The 17,895-nt window shown below is 51.1% G+C and carries 14 protein-coding genes; 9 read left to right on the top strand and 5 right to left on the bottom strand.

Translation table 11 applies throughout. The annotated features are described in order from the left end of the window. Positions 1 to 39: 39 nt before the first annotated feature. Genes WBJ53_RS21910 through WBJ53_RS21895 form a run of 4 tightly spaced genes read left to right on the top strand, consistent with a single transcriptional unit; the run spans position 40 to position 1,650 of the window. Positions 40 to 708, top strand: a complete 669-nt coding sequence (locus tag WBJ53_RS21910; protein WP_338870119.1) for a 2OG-Fe(II) oxygenase — start codon at positions 40 to 42, stop codon at positions 706 to 708. After that, entirely contained in the window at positions 705 to 965 is a 261-nt protein-coding gene (locus tag WBJ53_RS21905) for an Ada metal-binding domain-containing protein (protein WP_338870117.1), read from the top strand. The genes WBJ53_RS21910 and WBJ53_RS21905 overlap by 4 nt, the downstream gene beginning before the upstream one ends. Positions 966 to 1,024: 59 nt before the next feature. Further along, a complete protein-coding gene (locus WBJ53_RS21900; RefSeq protein ID WP_338870116.1) occupies positions 1,025 to 1,489 on the top strand; it encodes a Uma2 family endonuclease in 465 nt (154 codons plus the stop codon). Between the two features lie 26 nt (positions 1,490 to 1,515). Continuing rightward, positions 1,516 to 1,650, top strand: a complete 135-nt coding sequence (locus WBJ53_RS21895; RefSeq protein ID WP_338870114.1) for a hypothetical protein — start codon at positions 1,516 to 1,518, stop codon at positions 1,648 to 1,650. Here WBJ53_RS21895 and WBJ53_RS21890 read toward each other — a convergent pair. Further along, complete coding sequence (locus tag WBJ53_RS21890) at positions 1,647 to 3,134, bottom strand: PLP-dependent aminotransferase family protein (RefSeq protein ID WP_338870112.1); 1,488 nt, start codon at positions 3,132 to 3,134, stop codon at positions 1,647 to 1,649. The two genes, WBJ53_RS21895 and WBJ53_RS21890, sit on opposite strands and share 4 nt — an antisense overlap. Before the next feature lie 171 nt (positions 3,135 to 3,305). Between WBJ53_RS21890 and WBJ53_RS21885 the strand changes: the two genes are divergently transcribed. The 3 genes from WBJ53_RS21885 to WBJ53_RS21875 all read left to right on the top strand — a co-directional run bounded on the left by WBJ53_RS21885 (position 3,306) and on the right by WBJ53_RS21875 (position 4,738). Continuing rightward, positions 3,306 to 3,929, top strand: a complete 624-nt coding sequence (locus WBJ53_RS21885; RefSeq protein ID WP_338870110.1) for a pyridoxamine 5'-phosphate oxidase family protein — start codon at positions 3,306 to 3,308, stop codon at positions 3,927 to 3,929. Continuing rightward, positions 3,926 to 4,447: a GNAT family N-acetyltransferase gene (locus WBJ53_RS21880; protein ID WP_338870108.1), complete on the top strand. Its 522-nt coding sequence runs from the start codon at positions 3,926 to 3,928 to the stop codon at positions 4,445 to 4,447. The genes WBJ53_RS21885 and WBJ53_RS21880 overlap by 4 nt, the downstream gene beginning before the upstream one ends. Before the next feature lie 75 nt (positions 4,448 to 4,522). Beyond that, positions 4,523 to 4,738 carry a hypothetical protein gene (locus WBJ53_RS21875; protein WP_338870106.1) on the top strand — a complete coding sequence of 72 codons (216 nt, stop codon included), beginning with the start codon at positions 4,523 to 4,525 and terminating at the stop codon, positions 4,736 to 4,738. Positions 4,739 to 4,759: 21 nt separating this feature from the next. Here WBJ53_RS21875 and WBJ53_RS21870 read toward each other — a convergent pair whose 3' ends face one another. The 3 genes from WBJ53_RS21870 to WBJ53_RS21860 all read right to left on the bottom strand — a co-directional run bounded on the left by WBJ53_RS21870 (position 4,760) and on the right by WBJ53_RS21860 (position 7,361). Next, positions 4,760 to 5,407: a response regulator transcription factor gene (locus tag WBJ53_RS21870; protein ID WP_338870104.1), complete on the bottom strand. Its 648-nt coding sequence runs from the start codon at positions 5,405 to 5,407 to the stop codon at positions 4,760 to 4,762. 2 nt (positions 5,408 to 5,409) lie between these two features. After that, a complete protein-coding gene (locus tag WBJ53_RS21865; protein ID WP_338870102.1) occupies positions 5,410 to 6,099 on the bottom strand; it encodes an ATP-binding protein in 690 nt (229 codons plus the stop codon). Between the two features lie 779 nt (positions 6,100 to 6,878). Beyond that, on the bottom strand, positions 6,879 to 7,361 hold the full coding sequence (locus WBJ53_RS21860; protein WP_338870100.1) for a hypothetical protein: 483 nt from the start codon (positions 7,359 to 7,361) through the stop codon (positions 6,879 to 6,881). Positions 7,362 to 7,621: 260 nt separating this feature from the next. Here WBJ53_RS21860 and WBJ53_RS21855 point away from each other — a divergent pair, with 260 nt between their 5' ends. Beyond that, complete coding sequence (locus WBJ53_RS21855; RefSeq protein WP_338870098.1) at positions 7,622 to 7,816, top strand: hypothetical protein; 195 nt, start codon at positions 7,622 to 7,624, stop codon at positions 7,814 to 7,816. A 19-nt stretch (positions 7,817 to 7,835) separates the two neighbouring features. Further along, positions 7,836 to 8,312, top strand: coding sequence for an OsmC family protein (locus WBJ53_RS21850; RefSeq protein ID WP_338870096.1), 477 nt, complete (start codon positions 7,836 to 7,838; stop codon positions 8,310 to 8,312). A gap of 82 nt (positions 8,313 to 8,394) precedes the next feature. Here WBJ53_RS21850 and WBJ53_RS21845 read toward each other — a convergent pair whose 3' ends face one another. Beyond that, positions 8,395 to 17,892, bottom strand: coding sequence for a putative Ig domain-containing protein (locus WBJ53_RS21845; protein ID WP_338870094.1), 9,498 nt, complete (start codon positions 17,890 to 17,892; stop codon positions 8,395 to 8,397). Positions 17,893 to 17,895: the final 3 nt, after the last annotated feature.

Below are 17,895 nucleotides of genomic sequence, written 5' to 3'. Positions count from 1 at the left end.
TTCACTAATTCACTCAATCACTAATTATCAACGTAGACAATGACAGTAGACACTCTTTCAGAAACCGGCTTTGCCGTGTTGCCAACACTACTCAGTTCGGACGAATGTGAACGTTTGGCCGCTCTTTTCGCTGCGTCTGACCTGTACCGCAAAACGGTCGTGATGCAGCGGCATGGCTATGGCAGTGGCGAATACAAGTATTTTAGCTATCCATTACCGCCTGTTGTCGATCAGCTTCGGCATGACTTGTTTACCCAACTGGCTCCCGTCGCCAACGACTGGAACGCTAAACTCGGTATCGATCGGCGCTATCCTGCCAACCTCAACGAATGGCTGGCAACTTGCCACGAAGCCGGGCAAATTAAACCAACGCCCCTGATTCTGAAATATGGTCCCGGCGACTGGAATGCACTGCATCAGGATATGTACGGCGAACTGTATTTCCCGTTTCAGGCGGTTCTGTTCCTGAGTCAACCCGGTCTGGACTATACCGGTGGGGAGTTTGTGATGCTGGAGCAACGGCCCCGGATGCAATCGAAACCCATTGTGCTCCAGCCCGAACAAGGGCAGGTAGTTGTGTTTACGACCAAATACCGGCCCGCCAAAGGCGCTCGCGGCTATTACCGGATGCAGATGCGGCATGGCGTCAGTGAGGTTTTGACCGGTACACGCATCAATGTCGGGCTTATTTTTCACGATGCCGCATGATCCGGCATACCGATCTGGGCACCACGCCCTTTGCCCGATTGCGAAGGCTGGCTATCGAAATACAAACGGGCCATATAGTGCTGGGTGGCCACCGCCCCGGCAAGCTCTATGGTCGGCTGGATTGTCGGACCGGCAGGCGCATGAAGCCGGAGAATCGGGTGTTTTTTCGGGACGAAACAGACGCAATTTCGGCTGGCTATCGCCCCTGCGCTGTCTGTATGCCAGATGCCTACAAAGCCTGGAAAGCCAACCAGTAACTTGCGCCTTTGTTGTTTTTTTTAGTAACCTTGTTAGGGTGATAAATTTAGAAACCACTATGGCTGATATCGTCGCTAAAACGCCACGGCAGACACGCCGACTCCCATCTGGCAGTATTCCTCCTGCGCTCATCTATGAAATGTGGCAAGGTAAGCCTGTGTATTACCGGAACTACCGGGATGTACTGACAGGCAGGAAAACAATCGAAGAAGTTAGGTCGTGTTCCGATTTTCAGAGTGTTTTAGTATCACTTTTAAACGGTTACTTATATACCATTATCAACCGGCAAAAATACCTGCTGGCAACGAATGAGATCGGCTTGCATTTGGCGCTGAATGATAACCTTGGGAACGACATTGTGCTGCTGGAAAAAGAGAAAATGGGCAAACTCAAAGGGAAATATTTCGACATTGCCCCCCGGATTGTCATAGAGGTAGATATAAAAGCTGATTTGTCGGATTTTCCGAACAAAGCTGATGAGTATATCATGCGGAAATCACAAAACTGCTTGATTTCGGCGTAGAGAAAGTGCTTTGGATTATTACCGGCATGCAAAAAGTGTACGTGATCGACCGAAACGACCCAACCTGGTATGTTGTCAATTGGTCGGAAAACATTACGGTAGTAGACGATTGCATCCTGAACATCAAACAACTGCTCGACGAAGAAGGAATCGAGTACTAAAGCTTGCCAAGAACGGTTTTCAGGATCGCTACACCCTGTTCCAATTCCGTTTCAGTACTTGAGGCAAACCCAAGCCGCGTACCGTTAAGCCGTTGACCGGCTGGGTTATGCGAAACACCACTCGACAAAAACAAACCGGCCTGACCTGCGCAAACCGCTAATTGTTCCATATCGATACCTGAGTCGAAGCGTGTCCAGACGGCCATACCGCCGTCGGGTTTGGCAAACGCTATCGCATGGGCTAGTTCTGCCGTGAGCAGTTCACAAAACCGATCGCGCCGGGCCTGATACGTCCGAAGTGCTTTTCGAAAATGCCGTTTTAAATCGCCGGTTTTAAACAATTGCCCAATCGCAAATTCAAGCATCGGATCGCCCTGCCGGTCGATGATGCGCCGGAGCCGGGCCAGTTCATCGATTAGCGTGCTCGGTGCTACCACATAACCAATGCGAAATGCCGGAGCTACGGACTTGGTCAGTGAGCCAACATAGACCACCATGCCATGCTGATCGGCACTGGCTAGCGGCAGAATGGGTCGGCTGAGGTAATGAAAATCGTAGTCATAATCGTCTTCCAGAACCACAAAGCCATAGTGTTCGGCGAGTTGTAGAAGCCGGATTCGGCGGTCGGGGCGGAGGGTAACTGTGGTTGGATAGTGGTGGTGTGGCGTTACGAAAACCAGGCGAATGCGACTTTCCTGGCGGCACAATTGCGCCAGAGCATCCACATCCAGCCCATATTGATCGACGGGAACGGTTAACAGCCGGGCACCTGCTTTCTGGAAATTCATCATGGCTCCAGCCCAGTTTGTTTCGCCCGTAATTACTATATCGCCCGGTCGAAGCAGCGTCTGGCTGGTGAGATATAGTCCCATAATGCTCCCTCGGGTAATCAGAATATTGTCGATGGTCGTTCGCAGGCCGCGCGTTTCGTTCAAATAGAGAGAAAGTTGTTCGCGCAGAAGAGGATGTCCCTTTGTATCGCCATAGCCAAAATGCGTCTGCGGATTTCCCCAGCGAAAATAAGACCGGTATGCCCGGCTAAGTTCGTCCATTGGCGCTAATCGAATATCGGGGAAGCCGTCGTCCAGTTTCAAACCGCCCGCATTGGTCAATACCGGTCGGTGTAGAAATGGAAGGGATTCAAACGAATAGCCGGGCAATTGAGTTGCGGTTGCTTTTGGAGACTCGTTGTCTGTCGGATGGCTCAGCGGCAGTGGTTTAACTTCTGGTAAATGAGCAGCTACATACGTACCGCTACCTGCCCGACTTTCGAGCCAGCCCTGCGCCAGCCCTTCGTCGTAGGCCGCCACAACGGTTTGCCGGTTCAGATCGAGCAGATTGGCAAGCTGGCGTGTGCCGGGTAAACGCTGGCCTGCGGGCAATATTCCTTCGCGGATCAACAGGTGTAGTTGCTCGCTGATTTGCAGGAAAATAGGAGTTGCTGATTCTTTGTCGACCGAAAGCAGCGATTTAAATGGGACCATAACCGGACTAGTGGAAATATGAAAACCGGACGGTTTAGATAGGCCAGCAAATAACGACTTTTGTTTGAAAAAAGAGACAAGACGTTGAATACTGGACGCTATATAATGAAGCTAAGCACTAAATATCCAATATCAATTATCCAGCGTCCAAAGGCTAACATCCTCAATCTTATGCAAACCGAACGCACAACCCCCAGCCGTTTAGCCAAACGGGCTTATTACGACGAAGCGACCATTCACCCCATTTTAGACGAAGCACTATTTTGTACTGTCAGTTATGTTGTTGATGGGCAACCGATGGCCATCCCGACCGCCTATGCCCGCAAAGGCGACAAGCTATACATTCATGGCTCAGTAGGTAGTCATTTTATTCGGACTATCGAGAACGGGGCACCGGTTTGTATAACGGTTATGCTGGCCGATGGGCTGGTACTGGCCAAGTCGGCGTTTCATCATTCCGTAAACTATCGGTCGGTGGTGGTTTTTGCCAATGCCGAGAAGGTTACCGATGAGGATGAACGGATGGAAGCACTGGCGCTCATTACCGATCACCTGATTCCTGGCCGTTGGGACGATCTGCGCCCAACCACTGCCAGCGAAATGCGTAAAACCACAGTTCTGGCGTTTTCACTGGCCGAAGCATCGGCAAAATTGCGTACAGGAGGACCGAACGATGATCCTGAGGATGAAGAATTGCCGACCTGGGCAGGCGTTGTTCCCCTGAAAACGGTGCGCGAAACGCCGATCCCGAAAGAAGGCGATATGGCTATTCCGTTACCCGATTATCTGTTGTGAAACTGGTTGAACTGACAGTAGCCGAAAATTATGGCTACGGAGCTTTTATGCAAAAAGGTTTTGTCGCGCATCCTGATTGCTTTCGCATTAGTCCGGCCGATCATCGTTATGAATCGTTTCCAACTACGGGCCAGCCCGATAGCTTTACACTTGGTGCGCTTACCGATCAGGGTGAATTGGCGGGCTCTGTGAGTTTTCGCCGAGAGGGGCAAAACCGTGAGCGCCTACGACACAAAGGACTTCTGTTTGCCATGTACGTAGCTGCCGACTATGGTGGTCAGGGAATCGGACGCAGGCTCATAGAAGAAGTAATCGGGCGAGCCCGTTCACTACCCCATCTGGAGCAGATCGTTCTGACCGTTATTGCGACCAATCATGTAGCGAAACGGCTCTACGAATCAATCGGATTCTGTTCATTTTCGCTGGAACCCAGGGCTATAAAAGACGGAAATACCTATTATGACGAAGAGCAAATGGTTCTTTTTCTGGACAGAAACCTTAATGCTGCATTTTCTTGATAGTATCCGCCAGTGACTTGTTCCTTTATGCTTCAGCGGCTCTTGATTTCTATCCCACAGAGACGTTGTGTCGGAATGGCGTTGCTGCTGGGGGTGATGGCTGGCTTTTTGGTGGCTTTTGGGCTGATAGCAGTATTTAGGGCTATTCCGATAGCCTATGAACTGCTGGGCTGGGAAATTATTCGACCTGGTGATACATTGCTGGTTTCAGACTCGTCCCGGTTATATTCGGCTCCAGCGGTAGTTGATGGCCAGTATCCTGACCGGATTGGCCGTTCGTATGGCTATTGACAAAGGAAAATAAGGGTAGTCTTACATAGGCACAATACCCAGCCGTATGGCCTGAAGTGCCAGACTTACCCGGCTTTTAACGTTGAGTTTCTGAAACAGACTTTCGCGGTAACCGTCAACTGTTCGGGGGCTAACACACATTTGGTCCGCAATTTCTGCATACGTTAACTCACTACAGGCCAGTTGGATAAAGTTCAGTTCCCGTTCATTTAAACCCAGTGCCTGAATCGGATCAATTATATGATCAGGGTTCAGGCTTTTTATCAATTTGTCGGTAATATATTCTGTATAATAGAACCCTTTTTTTACGATAGCATCTAATGCCTGTTTTAATTCGGAAGGTTTACAATCTTTTAAAATATAACCTCTGGCGCCATTGCGAAGCATCTTTACAATGACCTCTTCCTTATCGTTCATGGTGAGCACCAATACCTTAACTTCCGGATAGTTGTTTTTTAGCCACAGTGATGTTTCGTAGCCATCCATTTTTGGCATGTTAACATCCAGCAGAACTATATCTGGAATTATATTTAAATTGAAATGCCGGATTAGTTCCAGACCATTTTCTGCCTCATAAATTACTTCGTAATCGTCCATACGGTTTATGAGACTGGTTATGGCCTTGGCTATTAATTGGTGATCATCGACGATGGCTATTGTGTATTTCATAATCATTGATTCGGAATAAGGAACGTTAGTTGAGTGCCATTTCCGGGCGACGAAAAAATTTCGCATGTTCCGCCAATAAGCGTTATCCTGCGTTTTATATTACGTAGTCCGGCTCCCGACTGGCTCATGCTATTTTGGCTAATAGTTTGATAATCAAATCCTTTTCCGTTGTCGAGTATAGATAGGGTCAGTTGTTCGGGCGAAAACTGTAGTTGAACGGTTAACTGGCTGGCTTCAGAATGTTTTATGGCATTGTTAAGGATTTCCTGTGCAATACGGAATAATACAATTTCGCGCTGAAAACCGAGAGAATATACCGTACCACTTATTTGCAGTTCGGTTCCGAATCTGCGGGTTTGCCGAATTCGTTGCAGTTCCTGAGCAATACTTTCCTTTAGCCCGAAGTCCTGCACAAAATCGCCATCCAGGCTTTTGGTTAGTGCGCGTAAATCACTGATCGATTGGGCCACCAGTTCGTTAGCCTGTTGAATAAATTCACGGTTTTCGTTGTCGGTCCCCGCTTCTTCCACTATGTTCAGGTTTATTCGTGCTACCGATAGCAACTGGCCAATGTTGTCGTGTAACTCCTGGCTGATATGTTGTAGAGTAGCATTCTGAACTTCAATCTGCGAGGTTAATATTTCCTGTTCGTATTGAGCTTTAAGCGCAGCTTTTTCCTTGAAATAATGCATTTGCCGTTTTTGAGAGTTCCAGAAAAGAGCTCCAATGAAAATAACTAAGAATAAAAAAAGTACTGTTGATAAAATAATAACAATGATAACCTCATCTGCCTCGCCCATCAGTTTTCTGTAATCGAATATTTATTAAATAACTTTTGCGAAGAAAAAGAGAATGCAAGCAAACAGTAGAAAGCAAACGCAATAATCGTTGTGAAGTCATATAAAACCAGGGTCCATTTATTTTTGTGTAGTATTAAATAATTTAACATGCCAGTAGCTACAAAATTTATAGAAGCGTAAAAAATTAAGCTAATGCTTATTAAAGCCATGGTGTCTTTTATTAGAAAAGAGGAATAGTTGCTGGCTATGAAATACCACAGATAAAGGCTAGACCATAGAGCGAGGAGGAAAAACGATACTAATTGTATATGCGTATTATAAAACTGAAGTGTTTGAACAAATGTGCCTAAAAGAAAAGCTAATATAAAAATGGATAGAATGGAGAAAAGTATACCTAGCTTAAGATAAGGCCTGGGTAATAGTTGATAATAGGGAAGGCTTAGAAACGTATATTGAAGCGGTGTTAAAAAATGGAAGAAAAAAAGATTGTTTTCATAGTCAAGAATATAACCATAATAGGTTGCCATGGTCTCAATAATAAAGGTTATCAAAACCATGATAGCTATAAATAGGGATTGTGGTGGTAAATTTTTACGATTTACGTACCAGGACACCAAGCACAGTAGCTGAAATATAGTATTGGCTACCCACCACCCCATTTGTGTAAATGATTAAGTTGTTGGTTTATAGGGAGCAGGAAGAAAGGGGTCATTATCGAACTTACGATCGAGAGGAGGTTGAGGTTCCCCGAGCTTTGTACCGGGTGGCCTGCCACAACATTCTAATTCAACACCATGCCTGATTACGCCATCTCCTTCAGTAGGTAATAAAACTTTACCATCAGCATTAGTACCTACTATCAAAAAAATGTGCGTGCCGTCGTCTTGGAGCGCCGGATATACCCGAATAAATTCTGCGCCAATTGCTAATAATCGGAGAATTTGCAGACGATGGAAATTAGAGGCATGTTTAAATTCGAATTCACCAACTGCCCCAGATTGTTCAAGGCCGTGCACAAGCGTTGCATAATTATCAGTTATCCATTTTCTGATGGTTGCCTGATCGATAATCTCTTCTCTAAATGAGGGTAACAAATTAGAACCATCAACGTTACAACCGTCGATTGTGCTTCTGACTTTTATTGGGCCTGCCATGGTTAGGATTTCGGTTAAAACTTTTGAAAAATACGATTATTTTGACTGATGCAAAGATGATCGCTACAGAATTGTGCAACAACGGGGAAATCACCGGATTTAATACCGGAACTTCCCCGCCTAGTTACCTGCTTTTTCCGATTGCCTGACCATACGAAGCCGTGGTAAGTTTGCATATCGAAATTAGTTTCTATCCGCACCTTCTCGCGGCCTGCCCTGAAAGCAGGCCGCTTTTTATTGTTTGTTTGTTTACGACCGCGATGAAAGCTATGCCATTACGTCGGGGGCATGGTTTATTCAATTATGCAGGAACCAAAATGCTCTTTAAACCGGGTGATCTACTGGTTGTGCCAGCCGGAGTAGAATATCGTTTCGAAGATTTTACGGAGGATTTCGCTACCTGGGTGCTATTTTACGGACCCATAGACGCTGAAGCACTTATGGCGACAATGTAGTTAATGACCCGTTATGATCATGTCTAAGCAACATACTTATACACTAACAACCAGGTGGACTGGCAATACAGGAGAAGGCACCCGTTCATATCGTTCGTATGAGCGCGATCATGTTATTATGGCCGGTACTAAACCCCCAATTCCGGCTTCGTCGGACCCCTCGTTTCGGGGAAACAAAATGCGCTATAATCCCGAAGAACTACTGGTGGCTTCGTTATCGTCCTGTCATATGCTTTGGTATTTGCATCTATGCGCTGAGGCTGGTGTCGTTGTGGTTGACTATACCGATGAGGCTACCGGCACAATGCTCGAAACCGCCGATGGAAGTGGACATTTCAGTGAAGTAACCTTGTTCCCGAATGTGGTTGTTGCCGATGAGTCGATGATTGAAACGGCGAATGGGCTTCATCATCGGGCTCACCAACTGTGTTTTATTGCCAATTCCTGCAACTTTCCGGTCTATCATAAGCCAATATGTAGGACTGTTGAGAACTAACTGATTTTTACACTTAATAGATTAAAAAGGCTGCCAGGAATCCTGACAGCCTTTTTTCATAAACCAGTATTCACGGCGTAAGCTATTGCTTGACGATCTTGATCGTTTGTCGATGGGATTCACTCTCCACCTGCAACAAATACACACCCCCGGTAGCGCCTAGTTTCAGTTGAAGTTTCTCCTGACTACTTTCCAGATTACGATTGACATCGCTGACCCGGTTACCCTGCTGGTCGACTACCTGCAAATGCACCTGCTGGCCCTGGCTACCCCGCACTTCTACCTGAAGTACCTCGCCCACTACCGGGTTGCCCAGTATCACTACCTCAACCGGACGAAGTTCCGGTGCACCAACCCGACCGGGTGTGTTACAGGCTGCCAGCCAGTTGTAGCTGTAACTGGCTTCACCTGCTGTGCCTTGCTGGGTGGCTTTTAGTGTAATCGTCGGGTTATCTGTATACAGATTTAATGTATATGGTCCAGCCGCCGTAGTGGGCACCATTTCATTGACCACCCTGAAACTAATCGTCTGGCCCGTCACGCCGTCATATTGTGGGGTGAAACTCACCCGACGCTCTCCAGCGCTTACTACCTCGCAACTCACTGTCGAAACTCCGGTGATGGCAAAGTTACCCGGTGTAGTGGTTTGCGAACTGGCCGGGCTAACAACGATCTCGAAATTGGTGCTGGTCGACAGATTACCCGGATCGGTAGCCGTCAGTGTTACCGCAAAGGTGCCGGTTTGGCTGGTCGTGCCCGAAAGCGTGGTACCATTGATCGCGAATCCACCCGGTAAGCCGCTGGCTGTCAGTGCCAGACTGTTTGGGGTTTCTCCATCCGTAAACGTACCCGCCAGATTCAGACTAAAGAACTGACCAGAGGTAGCCGTTTGGTTGGCTACCGGTGTAAGCAGCCACGGAGCGGTGTTGGCCGGTGGGTTGGCCTGACAAGCTTCCAGCCAGTTGTAGCTGAACGTGGCCATGCCTTCGCTGCCTTGCTGAGTCGCCTGCAACAGAACAACCGGATTGTCGGGGTATAGCTGCAGCGAATAGGGCCCTTCCTTCGTAGTCGGTATTAGTTCATTATAGACCCCGAAGGTGATCGGTTGTCCATTCAGGCCCGAATAGTTCGGCTGGAAACTGATATCGAAGCGATTGTCGCTGATGGGCGTACAGTTGATGGTCGTTACACTCTGTATGGCAAAGTTGCCCGGTGTTTCACCACTGCTAACCGTAATCATAAAGTGGGTACTGGTCGACAGATTACCCGGATCGGTAGCGGTTAGGGTCACCGTAGATGTACCCGTTTGCGAAGGTGTACCCGAGAGAACCGTACCAATCAGATTCAATCCATTGGGCAGTCCTGCGGCCGACAGCGTGAGGCTATTGGGCGTCTCGTTGTCAGTAAATACACCATCCAGATTGAGGCTGAACGGTTGACCCTGCGTAGCGGTCTGATTAGTGGGTGTGTTAACTACCGTAGGGGGGGTATTGCCCTGGGGAGCTTCCACAACCGTAATCATAAAGCTGGTATTGGCCGTGAGCCCGCTGGGGTCGGTGGCTGTCAGCGTGACAGTAGTAGTCCCGATCTGAGACGAGCTTCCTGAAAGAATAACACCGTTCAGCGTCAATCCATTGGGCAAGCCAGTAGCCGACAGTATGAGGCTGTTAGGTGTCTCATTGTCAGTAAATACTCCTCCTAAATTGAGACTAAAGGCCTGATTTTCGGTCAGGGTTTGATTGGCTGGTGAACTAACCAATGTTGGTGGAGTATTGTTGCTGCCAATAGTCTGACAGGCTTCCTGCCAATTGAAACTGTATACGGCCGGTTGTGGTGTTCCTTGCTGGATGGCATTGAGCACGATGACCGGGTTGTCGGTATACATCTGCAAGGTATAAGGGCCTGAGGCTGTTGTGGGCACCATCTCATTGACGACCGAGAACGAGATCGGCTGGCCAGTCAGTCCGGTATAGTTTGGCTGGAAACTGATGACTCGTTTGTAGGCATCAATAGGCGTACAATTAAATAGTGTTACGCTGGTGATAGCAAATGGCGCACTAACAACAGGGTCGACGCTAAGGTTGAAGGCCGTTGAGGTCAGGCTGTTACAAGCCCCGGTTACCACCAGCGAATAGGAACCAGCATCGGTGAGTTGCACATTGGTCAGCGTGAGCGTTGCCGTTGTTTGACTTGCGACAGGGTTCGCGAAATTGTCTTTGTACCATTGGAATGAAAGGGCTTGCCCAGAGACTGAGCTATAAACCGAGACATTGTCGCCCACGGTGACTGATGAGGTCGAAGCTGGCTGTTGCGTAAAGGCTATAGTTTGGCCAGTTAGCTCTTCAACACTAGCCGAAGCCGTTGCAGTACAGCCGCTGCCCGAAGTCAGGGTTACCGAGTAGGTGCCCGCTGCTGAGACGGTGATGGCGGATGTGGTTTCACCGGTGCTCCACAGCACTGAACCTGTGCCATTAGCCGTCAGGGTAGCCGATGGATTAGCGCAGGTCAGGGTGGTGGAGGTTGGGGTAATGCTCACCGATGGGGCCGTCTGGTCGGCCTGCACACTGGCGTTGGCCGTGGCGGTGCAACCGCTGCCCGAAGTCAGAGTGACCGAGTAGGTACCCGCTTCGGAGACGGTGATGGCGGATGTGGTTTCGCCGGTTGACCACAAGACCGAACCAGTGCCATTGGCCGTCAGGGTAGCTGATGGATTGGCACAAGTGAGCGTGGTGCTTGTGGGTGTAATGCTCACCGATGGGGCAGTTTGGTCAGCCTGCACACTGGCGTTGGCCGTTGCAGTACAGCCGCTGCCCGAAGTCAGGGTCACCGAGTAGGTGCCTGCTGCCGAGACGGTGATAGCGGATGTGGTTTCACCGGTGCTCCACAAGACCGAACCGGTGCCATTGGCCGTCAGGGTGGCTGATGGGTTGGCGCAAGTGAGCGTAGTGGACGAAGGCGTAATGCTGACGGTTGGTGCCGTCTGGTCAGCCTGCACACTGGCGTTGGCCGTGGCGGTACAACCACTGCCCGAAGTCAGGGTGACCGAGTAGGTGCCCGCTTCGGAGACAGTGATGGCAGAGGTGGTTTCACCAGTGCTCCACAGCACTGATCCGGTTCCATTAGCCGTCAGGGTAGCCGATGGGTTGGCACACGTCAGGGTGGTACTTGTGGGTGTAATGCTCACCGATGGGGCTGTCTGGTCAGCCTGCACACTGGCACTGGCCGTGGCGGTACAGCCGCTGCCACTTGTGAGGGTGACCGAGTAGGTACCCGCTTCGGAGACGGTGATGGCCGAGGTGGTTTCACCGGTTGACCACAAGACCGAACCCGTGCCGTTAGCCGTCAGGGTAGCCGATGGGTTGGCACACGTCAGGGTGGTGCTTGTGGGCGTAATGCTCACCGATGGGGCTGTCTGGTCAGCCTGCACACTAGCCGAAGCCGTTGCAGTACAGCCGCTGCCCGAAGTCAGGGTCACCGAGTAGGTGCCTGCTGCCGAGACGGTGATAGCGGATGTGGTTTCACCGGTTGACCACAATACCGAACCGGTGCCATTGGCCGTCAGCGTTGCCGATGGGTTGGCACACGTCAGGGTGGTGGAGGTTGGGGTAATGCTGACGGTTGGAGCCGTCTGGTCGGCCTGCACACTGGCGTTGGCCGTTGCAGTACAGCCGCTGCCACTTGTGAGGGTCACTGAGTAGGTGCCCGCTGCCGATACAGTGATGGCGGATGTGGTTTCACCGGTGCTCCAGAGCACTGAACCGGTGCCGTTGGCCGTCAGCGTTGCCGATGGGTTAGCGCAAGTGAGCGTAGTCGAGGTTGGGGTAATGCTGACGGTTGGTGCCGTCTGGTCAGCCTGCACCGATGCCGAAGCCGTGGCGGTGCAACCACTGCCACTGGTTAAGGTGACCGAGTAGGTGCCCGCTTCGGAGACGGTGATGGCCGAGGTGGTTTCACCCGTTGACCACAAGACCGAACCGGTTCCGTTAGCCGTCAGCGTTGCCGATAGGTTGGCACAAGTGAGCGTGGTGGACGAAGGCGTAATGCTGACGGTTGGTGCCGTCTGATCAGCCTGCACGCTGGCACTAGCCGTTGCGGTACAACCACTGCCACTTGTGAGGGTGACCGAGTAGGTGCCCGCTTCGGAGACAGTGATGGCGGAGGTGGTTTCGCCCGTTGACCACAGCACCGAACCGGTTCCGTTAGCCGTCAGGGTAGCCGATGGGTTGGCGCAGGTCAGGGTGGTGGAGGTTGGGGTGATGCTGAGCGATGGCGTTGCCTGGTCGGCCTGCACCGATGCCGAAGCTGTGGCGGTACAACCGCTGCCACTTGTGAGGGTAACCGAATAAGTGGCAGCTGCCGAGACGGTGATGGCGGAGGTGGTTTCACCGGTTGACCACAAGACTGAACCGGTGCCGTTGGCCGTCAGGGTAGCCGATGGGTTGGCGCAGGTCAGGGTGGTGGAGGTTGGGGTAATGCTCACCGATGGGGCAGTTTGATCAGCCTGCACACTGGCACTGGCCGTTGCGGTGCAACCGCTGCCACTTGTGAGGGTGACCGAGTAGGTACCCGCTTCGGAGACAGTGATAGCGGATGTGGTTTCGCCGGTTGACCACAAGACCGAACCGGTTCCGTTGGCCGTCAGGGTGGCTGACGGATTGGCGCAAGTGAGCGTGGTGCTTGTGGGTGTAATGCTCACCGATGGGGCTGTCTGGTCAGCCTGCACACTGGCGTTGGCCGTTGCAGTACAGCCGCTGCCCGAAGTCAGGGTGACCGAGTAGGTGCCCGCTTCGGAGACGGTGATGGCCGAGGTGGTTTCGCCGGTTGACCACAAGACCGAACCGGTTCCGTTGGCCGTCAGGGTGGCTGACGGATTGGCGCAAGTGAGCGTGGTGCTTGTGGGTGTAATGCTCACCGATGGGGCTGTCTGGTCAGCCTGCACACTGGCGTTGGCCGTTGCAGTACAGCCGCTGCCCGAAGTCAGGGTGACCGAGTAGGTGCCCGCTTCGGAGACGGTGATGGCCGAGGTGGTTTCACCCGTTGACCACAAGACCGAACCCGTGCCGTTAGCCGTCAGGGTAGCCGATGGGTTGGCACACGTCAGGGTGGTGGAGATTGGGGTAATGCTCACCGATGGAGCCGTCTGGTCGGCCTGCACCGATGCCGAAGCTGTGGCGGTACAACCGCTGCCACTTGTGAGGGTAACCGAGTAGGTGCCCGCTTCGGAGACGGTGATGGCCGAAGTGGTTTCACCGGTGCTCCACAGCACTGAACCGGTTCCGTTAGCCGTTAGTGTAGCCGATGGATTAGCGCAGGTCAGGGTGGTGGAGGTTGGGGTAATGCTCACCGATGGGGGTGTCTGATCAGCCTGCACACTGGCACTGGCTGTGGCGGTACAACCGCTGCCACTTGTGAGGGTAACCGAATAAGTGCCCGCTGCCGAGACGGTGATGGCGGATGTGGTTTCACCGGTTGACCACAAGACTGAACCAGTGCCGTTGGCCGTCAGGGTTGCCGATGGGTTGGCGCAGGTCAGGGTGGTGGAGGTTGGGGTGATGCTGAGCGATGGCGTTGCCGTGTCGCTGGTTACGGTTGTTGAGGTTGTACTGAAACAGCCCGTTTCGGTATTCGTTACCGTTACTGAGTAAACGCCCGAGGCATTGATGACCGCAATTCCGCCTTCGGGGTCCTGACTGAGAATGCCGGGTCCACTAAACACAAAATCATCTCCGCCGGTAGCCGTTAGCGTCAAACTGGTTTGAGCACAAGTAAGTACTCCGCCATTACTGGCCGTTAGCGTTGCCGCTGGCAATTCACTAACCGTTAATTCATAGACTTCGGTAGCCGATTGACCATTACTACTCACTGTGAGTGAAAAAGCCTGAATGCCCGATGTTGTAGTGGTAATTAGTTGACTAAAGTTTGCATTGCTGCTGTTACCAGTGGTTGTGCTGGTGCCATTGGTAAGTGTGTAGGCATAGGAACCCGTCAAATTACCTAAGCTAGCCGAGAAGGTGACCTGATTGCCCGCACAAACTGGATCGGGATCGGCCAGAAAATCGCTGATAGTAGGCAATGGGTTGTATTGGATCGAAAATAGATTCGACGCGCTGTTACCGTTGCCCGCCATATCCTGAGCAACACCAGAAGCAACACTAGCCGAAACAACCCCTGCTGATACAGGCACTATGTTGACAGTATACTGAGATCCAGAACCAGTGAAATCACTCAAGGTGCCGTTCGTTACCGCAATATCGCCTGCCAGGAAACCTGTTACCGATTCCGAAAAAATAATTGTAAGCGGAATCGGGCTGGTATTGGTTGGGTCGGGAGCGGTGCTGCTGAGGCTCACCGTAGGCACAACGGTGTCGATCGTAAACGTATTGGTATTACTATTAGGGCTGGTATTGCCAGCCAGATCTGCTGCCGTGGCTCTTACGGAGTGTGAACCATCTGGTAGCGGAGTAGTGGGAGTAAAACTCCAGTTGCCGCTCGCATCGGCCGGGGCGGTACCAATGGCCGAGTTATCCACATATACCGTCACTGTACTGTTGGACTCAGCCGTACCGGTATACGTAGGAGTGTTGTCGCTGGTTATTTGACCATTAGCTGGTGTCGTAACCACTGGAGATGCCGGAGGGGTTGTGTCAATCGTAAAGTTGTTGGTGTTGCTGTTGGGGCTATCGAGACCGTTGAACGTAGCAATGGCATATACCTGGTGTGGGCCATCGGTCAATGGTGCCGATGGTGTATAACTCCAGTTTCCGCTGACATCGGTGTTAATCTGGCCAAGATTACTTCCGTCAACAAATACCGTTACACTACTATTAGGAGCCGCTGTTCCCGTATAGGGTGGCTTGTTGTTACTCAGTAGACTACCATTTGCCGGAGTAATCACGACAGGGGCTGATGGAGCGCTCGTCGTTGAGAAACTTTGCACGGCGCCATAGCTGGTACCGGCTACGTTAATGGCATAAGCGCGTACCGAGTAGGTCGTACCTCCCGACAGATTGCTTACCGTCTGAGAGAAACTTCCCGTTCCTGAGCTCATTGTTACTTTAGTATTGCTGGTAGTGGGTGTACCGTTGCCCGTCATATAGACCACCCCCCGATCCGTGACGGAGGCCCCGCCATCGGCGGTGACGTTGCCGCCCAGCGTAGCACTCGTACCCAGAATGCTACTGGGGGGCGCTGTTGTTACGGTGGCGGTTGTACTAACCAGCAGACTATACGTGGCTCCAATGGCCGAACAGCCATTGGCATCCGTAGCCCGCACCGTAATGGAGAAACTACCGCTTTGGGTCGGAATGCCTGATAAAACTCCTGTTGTGGCCAGATTTAAGCCAGTAGGTAGACTGCCACTCGCAATACTGAAGCTCAGGGGAGCTGTTCCACTGCTGGTGGTGAAGGTTTGGCTGAAAGCTGTGCCAACTGTAGCCGTAGTGATAAGTGGATTAGTAACGCTTACGACTGCCGTATTACTATAAATGGTCGTATTTGTCGTGGCCGTACAGCCATTCGCCCCCGTAACCGTTACCGAGTAAACCCCGGCGGTATTTAGGGTCGCGGTGCCTGCTGCCGAGTTGATACCTATAATTCCGGGGCCACTAAAATGATAACTGGGGCCTCCGCCTGCGGTGAGCGTCAGGCTTGTCTGATTACAGGTTAAGGTTGCCGACGGGCTTGCCGACAGTGTTGGCGTTGGCGGAGTTGTGTCGGACGTAACGGTAAAACTGCTGGTTGCGGTACAGCCATTATCTGCCGTAACCGTTACCGAATAAACACCGGCTGCGTTGACATTACGGGTATCAGTGGTTTGATTATTGTCCCACCGATAGGATGTGCCTCCCGAAGCCGTAAGACCTATAACGCTGACATTACAGGTTAGCGCCCCTCCGTTTCCGGCTGTAATGCTGACGGTTGGTGTCGTCGTATTGGCGCTTATACTCCTGGAGGCCACGGCCGTACAGCCGTTGGTTCCGGTAACGGTAACGGAGTAAGTACCACTGGAAGAAACCGACCGAATGGCATTGGTCGAGTTGTCATCCCATCGGTAAGTGCCGCCACCAGTCGCTGTCAGGCTGAGGTTGGGCGTACTACAGGTAATGGTGGTGCTGGCGGGGGCCAGAACGCTGGCCGTAGGCGGAGTGGTGTTGACGCCAATGACCTGCGAATCGACCGCCGTGCAGCCGCTGGCTGAGGTGACCGTTACGGAGTAAGTACCACTGGAAGAAACCGACCGAATGGCATTGGTCGAGTTGTTATCCCAGCGGTAGGTGCTGCCGCCGGTGGCCGTCAGGCTAAGGGTAGGCGTACTACAGGTAATGGATGTACTGGCGGGCGTCAGAATGTTGGCTGTTGGCAGTGGATTTACCGTTAATGTCGCCGAGCCGGAATTGGTATTCCCACCATCGCCCGTGGCAACGCAGCGATACTGGTACCCATCGAGTCCGGCTACGTTGCTGATCGTTAAGGTAGTTCCGGTAGCGCCCGAGTACGGAGTCGTATTGCTGATATTGTTAAAACCTCCTCCCGTATTGACCTGCCACTGGTAGGAATTGGCCCCTGATGCGGCTACCGTAAACGTAGTACCGCTTCCGCTACAAACACTTTTGCTGGCCGGATTGGTAGAAAAGACTGGTGGAGGGGTATACGTATACGTAAAGGGTACAATGTAGGTACAGCCCCCTCCCGATGGTGTTATTTTCGCATAAAGTGTTTGGGCGCCGGAGGATAAACCCGATGGCACGAATGTATTCGGGGCTGTAAACGTACCGGCTGATGTAGTGGCTGCAGAGTTGGTATAGATCCCGTTTACAGTACCCAAAAACGTACCTGTGTAGGTAAAGATCGTGCTGTTGGTTGGATTATCGTTGACGATTACAGAGCCATTATTACTAGTGATCGAAACATAATTAGATCCATACTTTAACACCCCATTATTGGTAAAGGAGTTTACACCATAGATGGAACCCTGAACCTGGAGTAACCCACTATTTGTGATGGATCCAATATTATCATAGCCAATGAGATTTCCGTTAACGATAATAAACTGCCCACAGGCATAGTTATTTATTATGGCGCTCGTCGGTGATTGGCCAACATTTCCACCCAATTCGACGGCAGTGCTGTAGGAAGAATTAACACGGATGGTACCATAGTTTTGCACAAGAGAATAGTAATTTCCAGATCCAAAAACGCCCGCAACCGGTCCACCGGCAGCCGTTTCCATGGCAAGGGTTCCATAATTAATTAGGATTGAATTTGGGTAGAGATCGACATATTTATATAAGGTGCCATCACCTCTAACATTCAATTGGCCTCCACTATTTATGGTCAGTGTTTTGTTGTCTATCTGTATACTAATGATAGTGGCAGTTGTTCCTGACCCGATAACAGGATTGCCTGTTCCACCGTTAATATATACATTGTCTGAAGCAGTAGGTACTCCAGAAGGGTTCCAGTTATTGGCCGTATTCCAGTCGTTATTGGTTGTCCCTGTCCAGAACTTATTCGTCGCAAAGAGTGAGTGGCTAACGCCAAAACCCAGAAAGAGTAAGACGAGGTAAACGTATCGATTCATAAA

Origin of the sequence: Spirosoma sp. SC4-14 (genome assembly GCF_037201965.1) — a bacterium.
Taxonomy (GTDB): Bacteria; Bacteroidota; Bacteroidia; order Cytophagales; family Spirosomataceae; genus Spirosoma.
The sequence above is the reverse complement of the archived record's forward strand: the minus strand, read 5'-3'. Positions and strand labels throughout refer to the sequence as shown.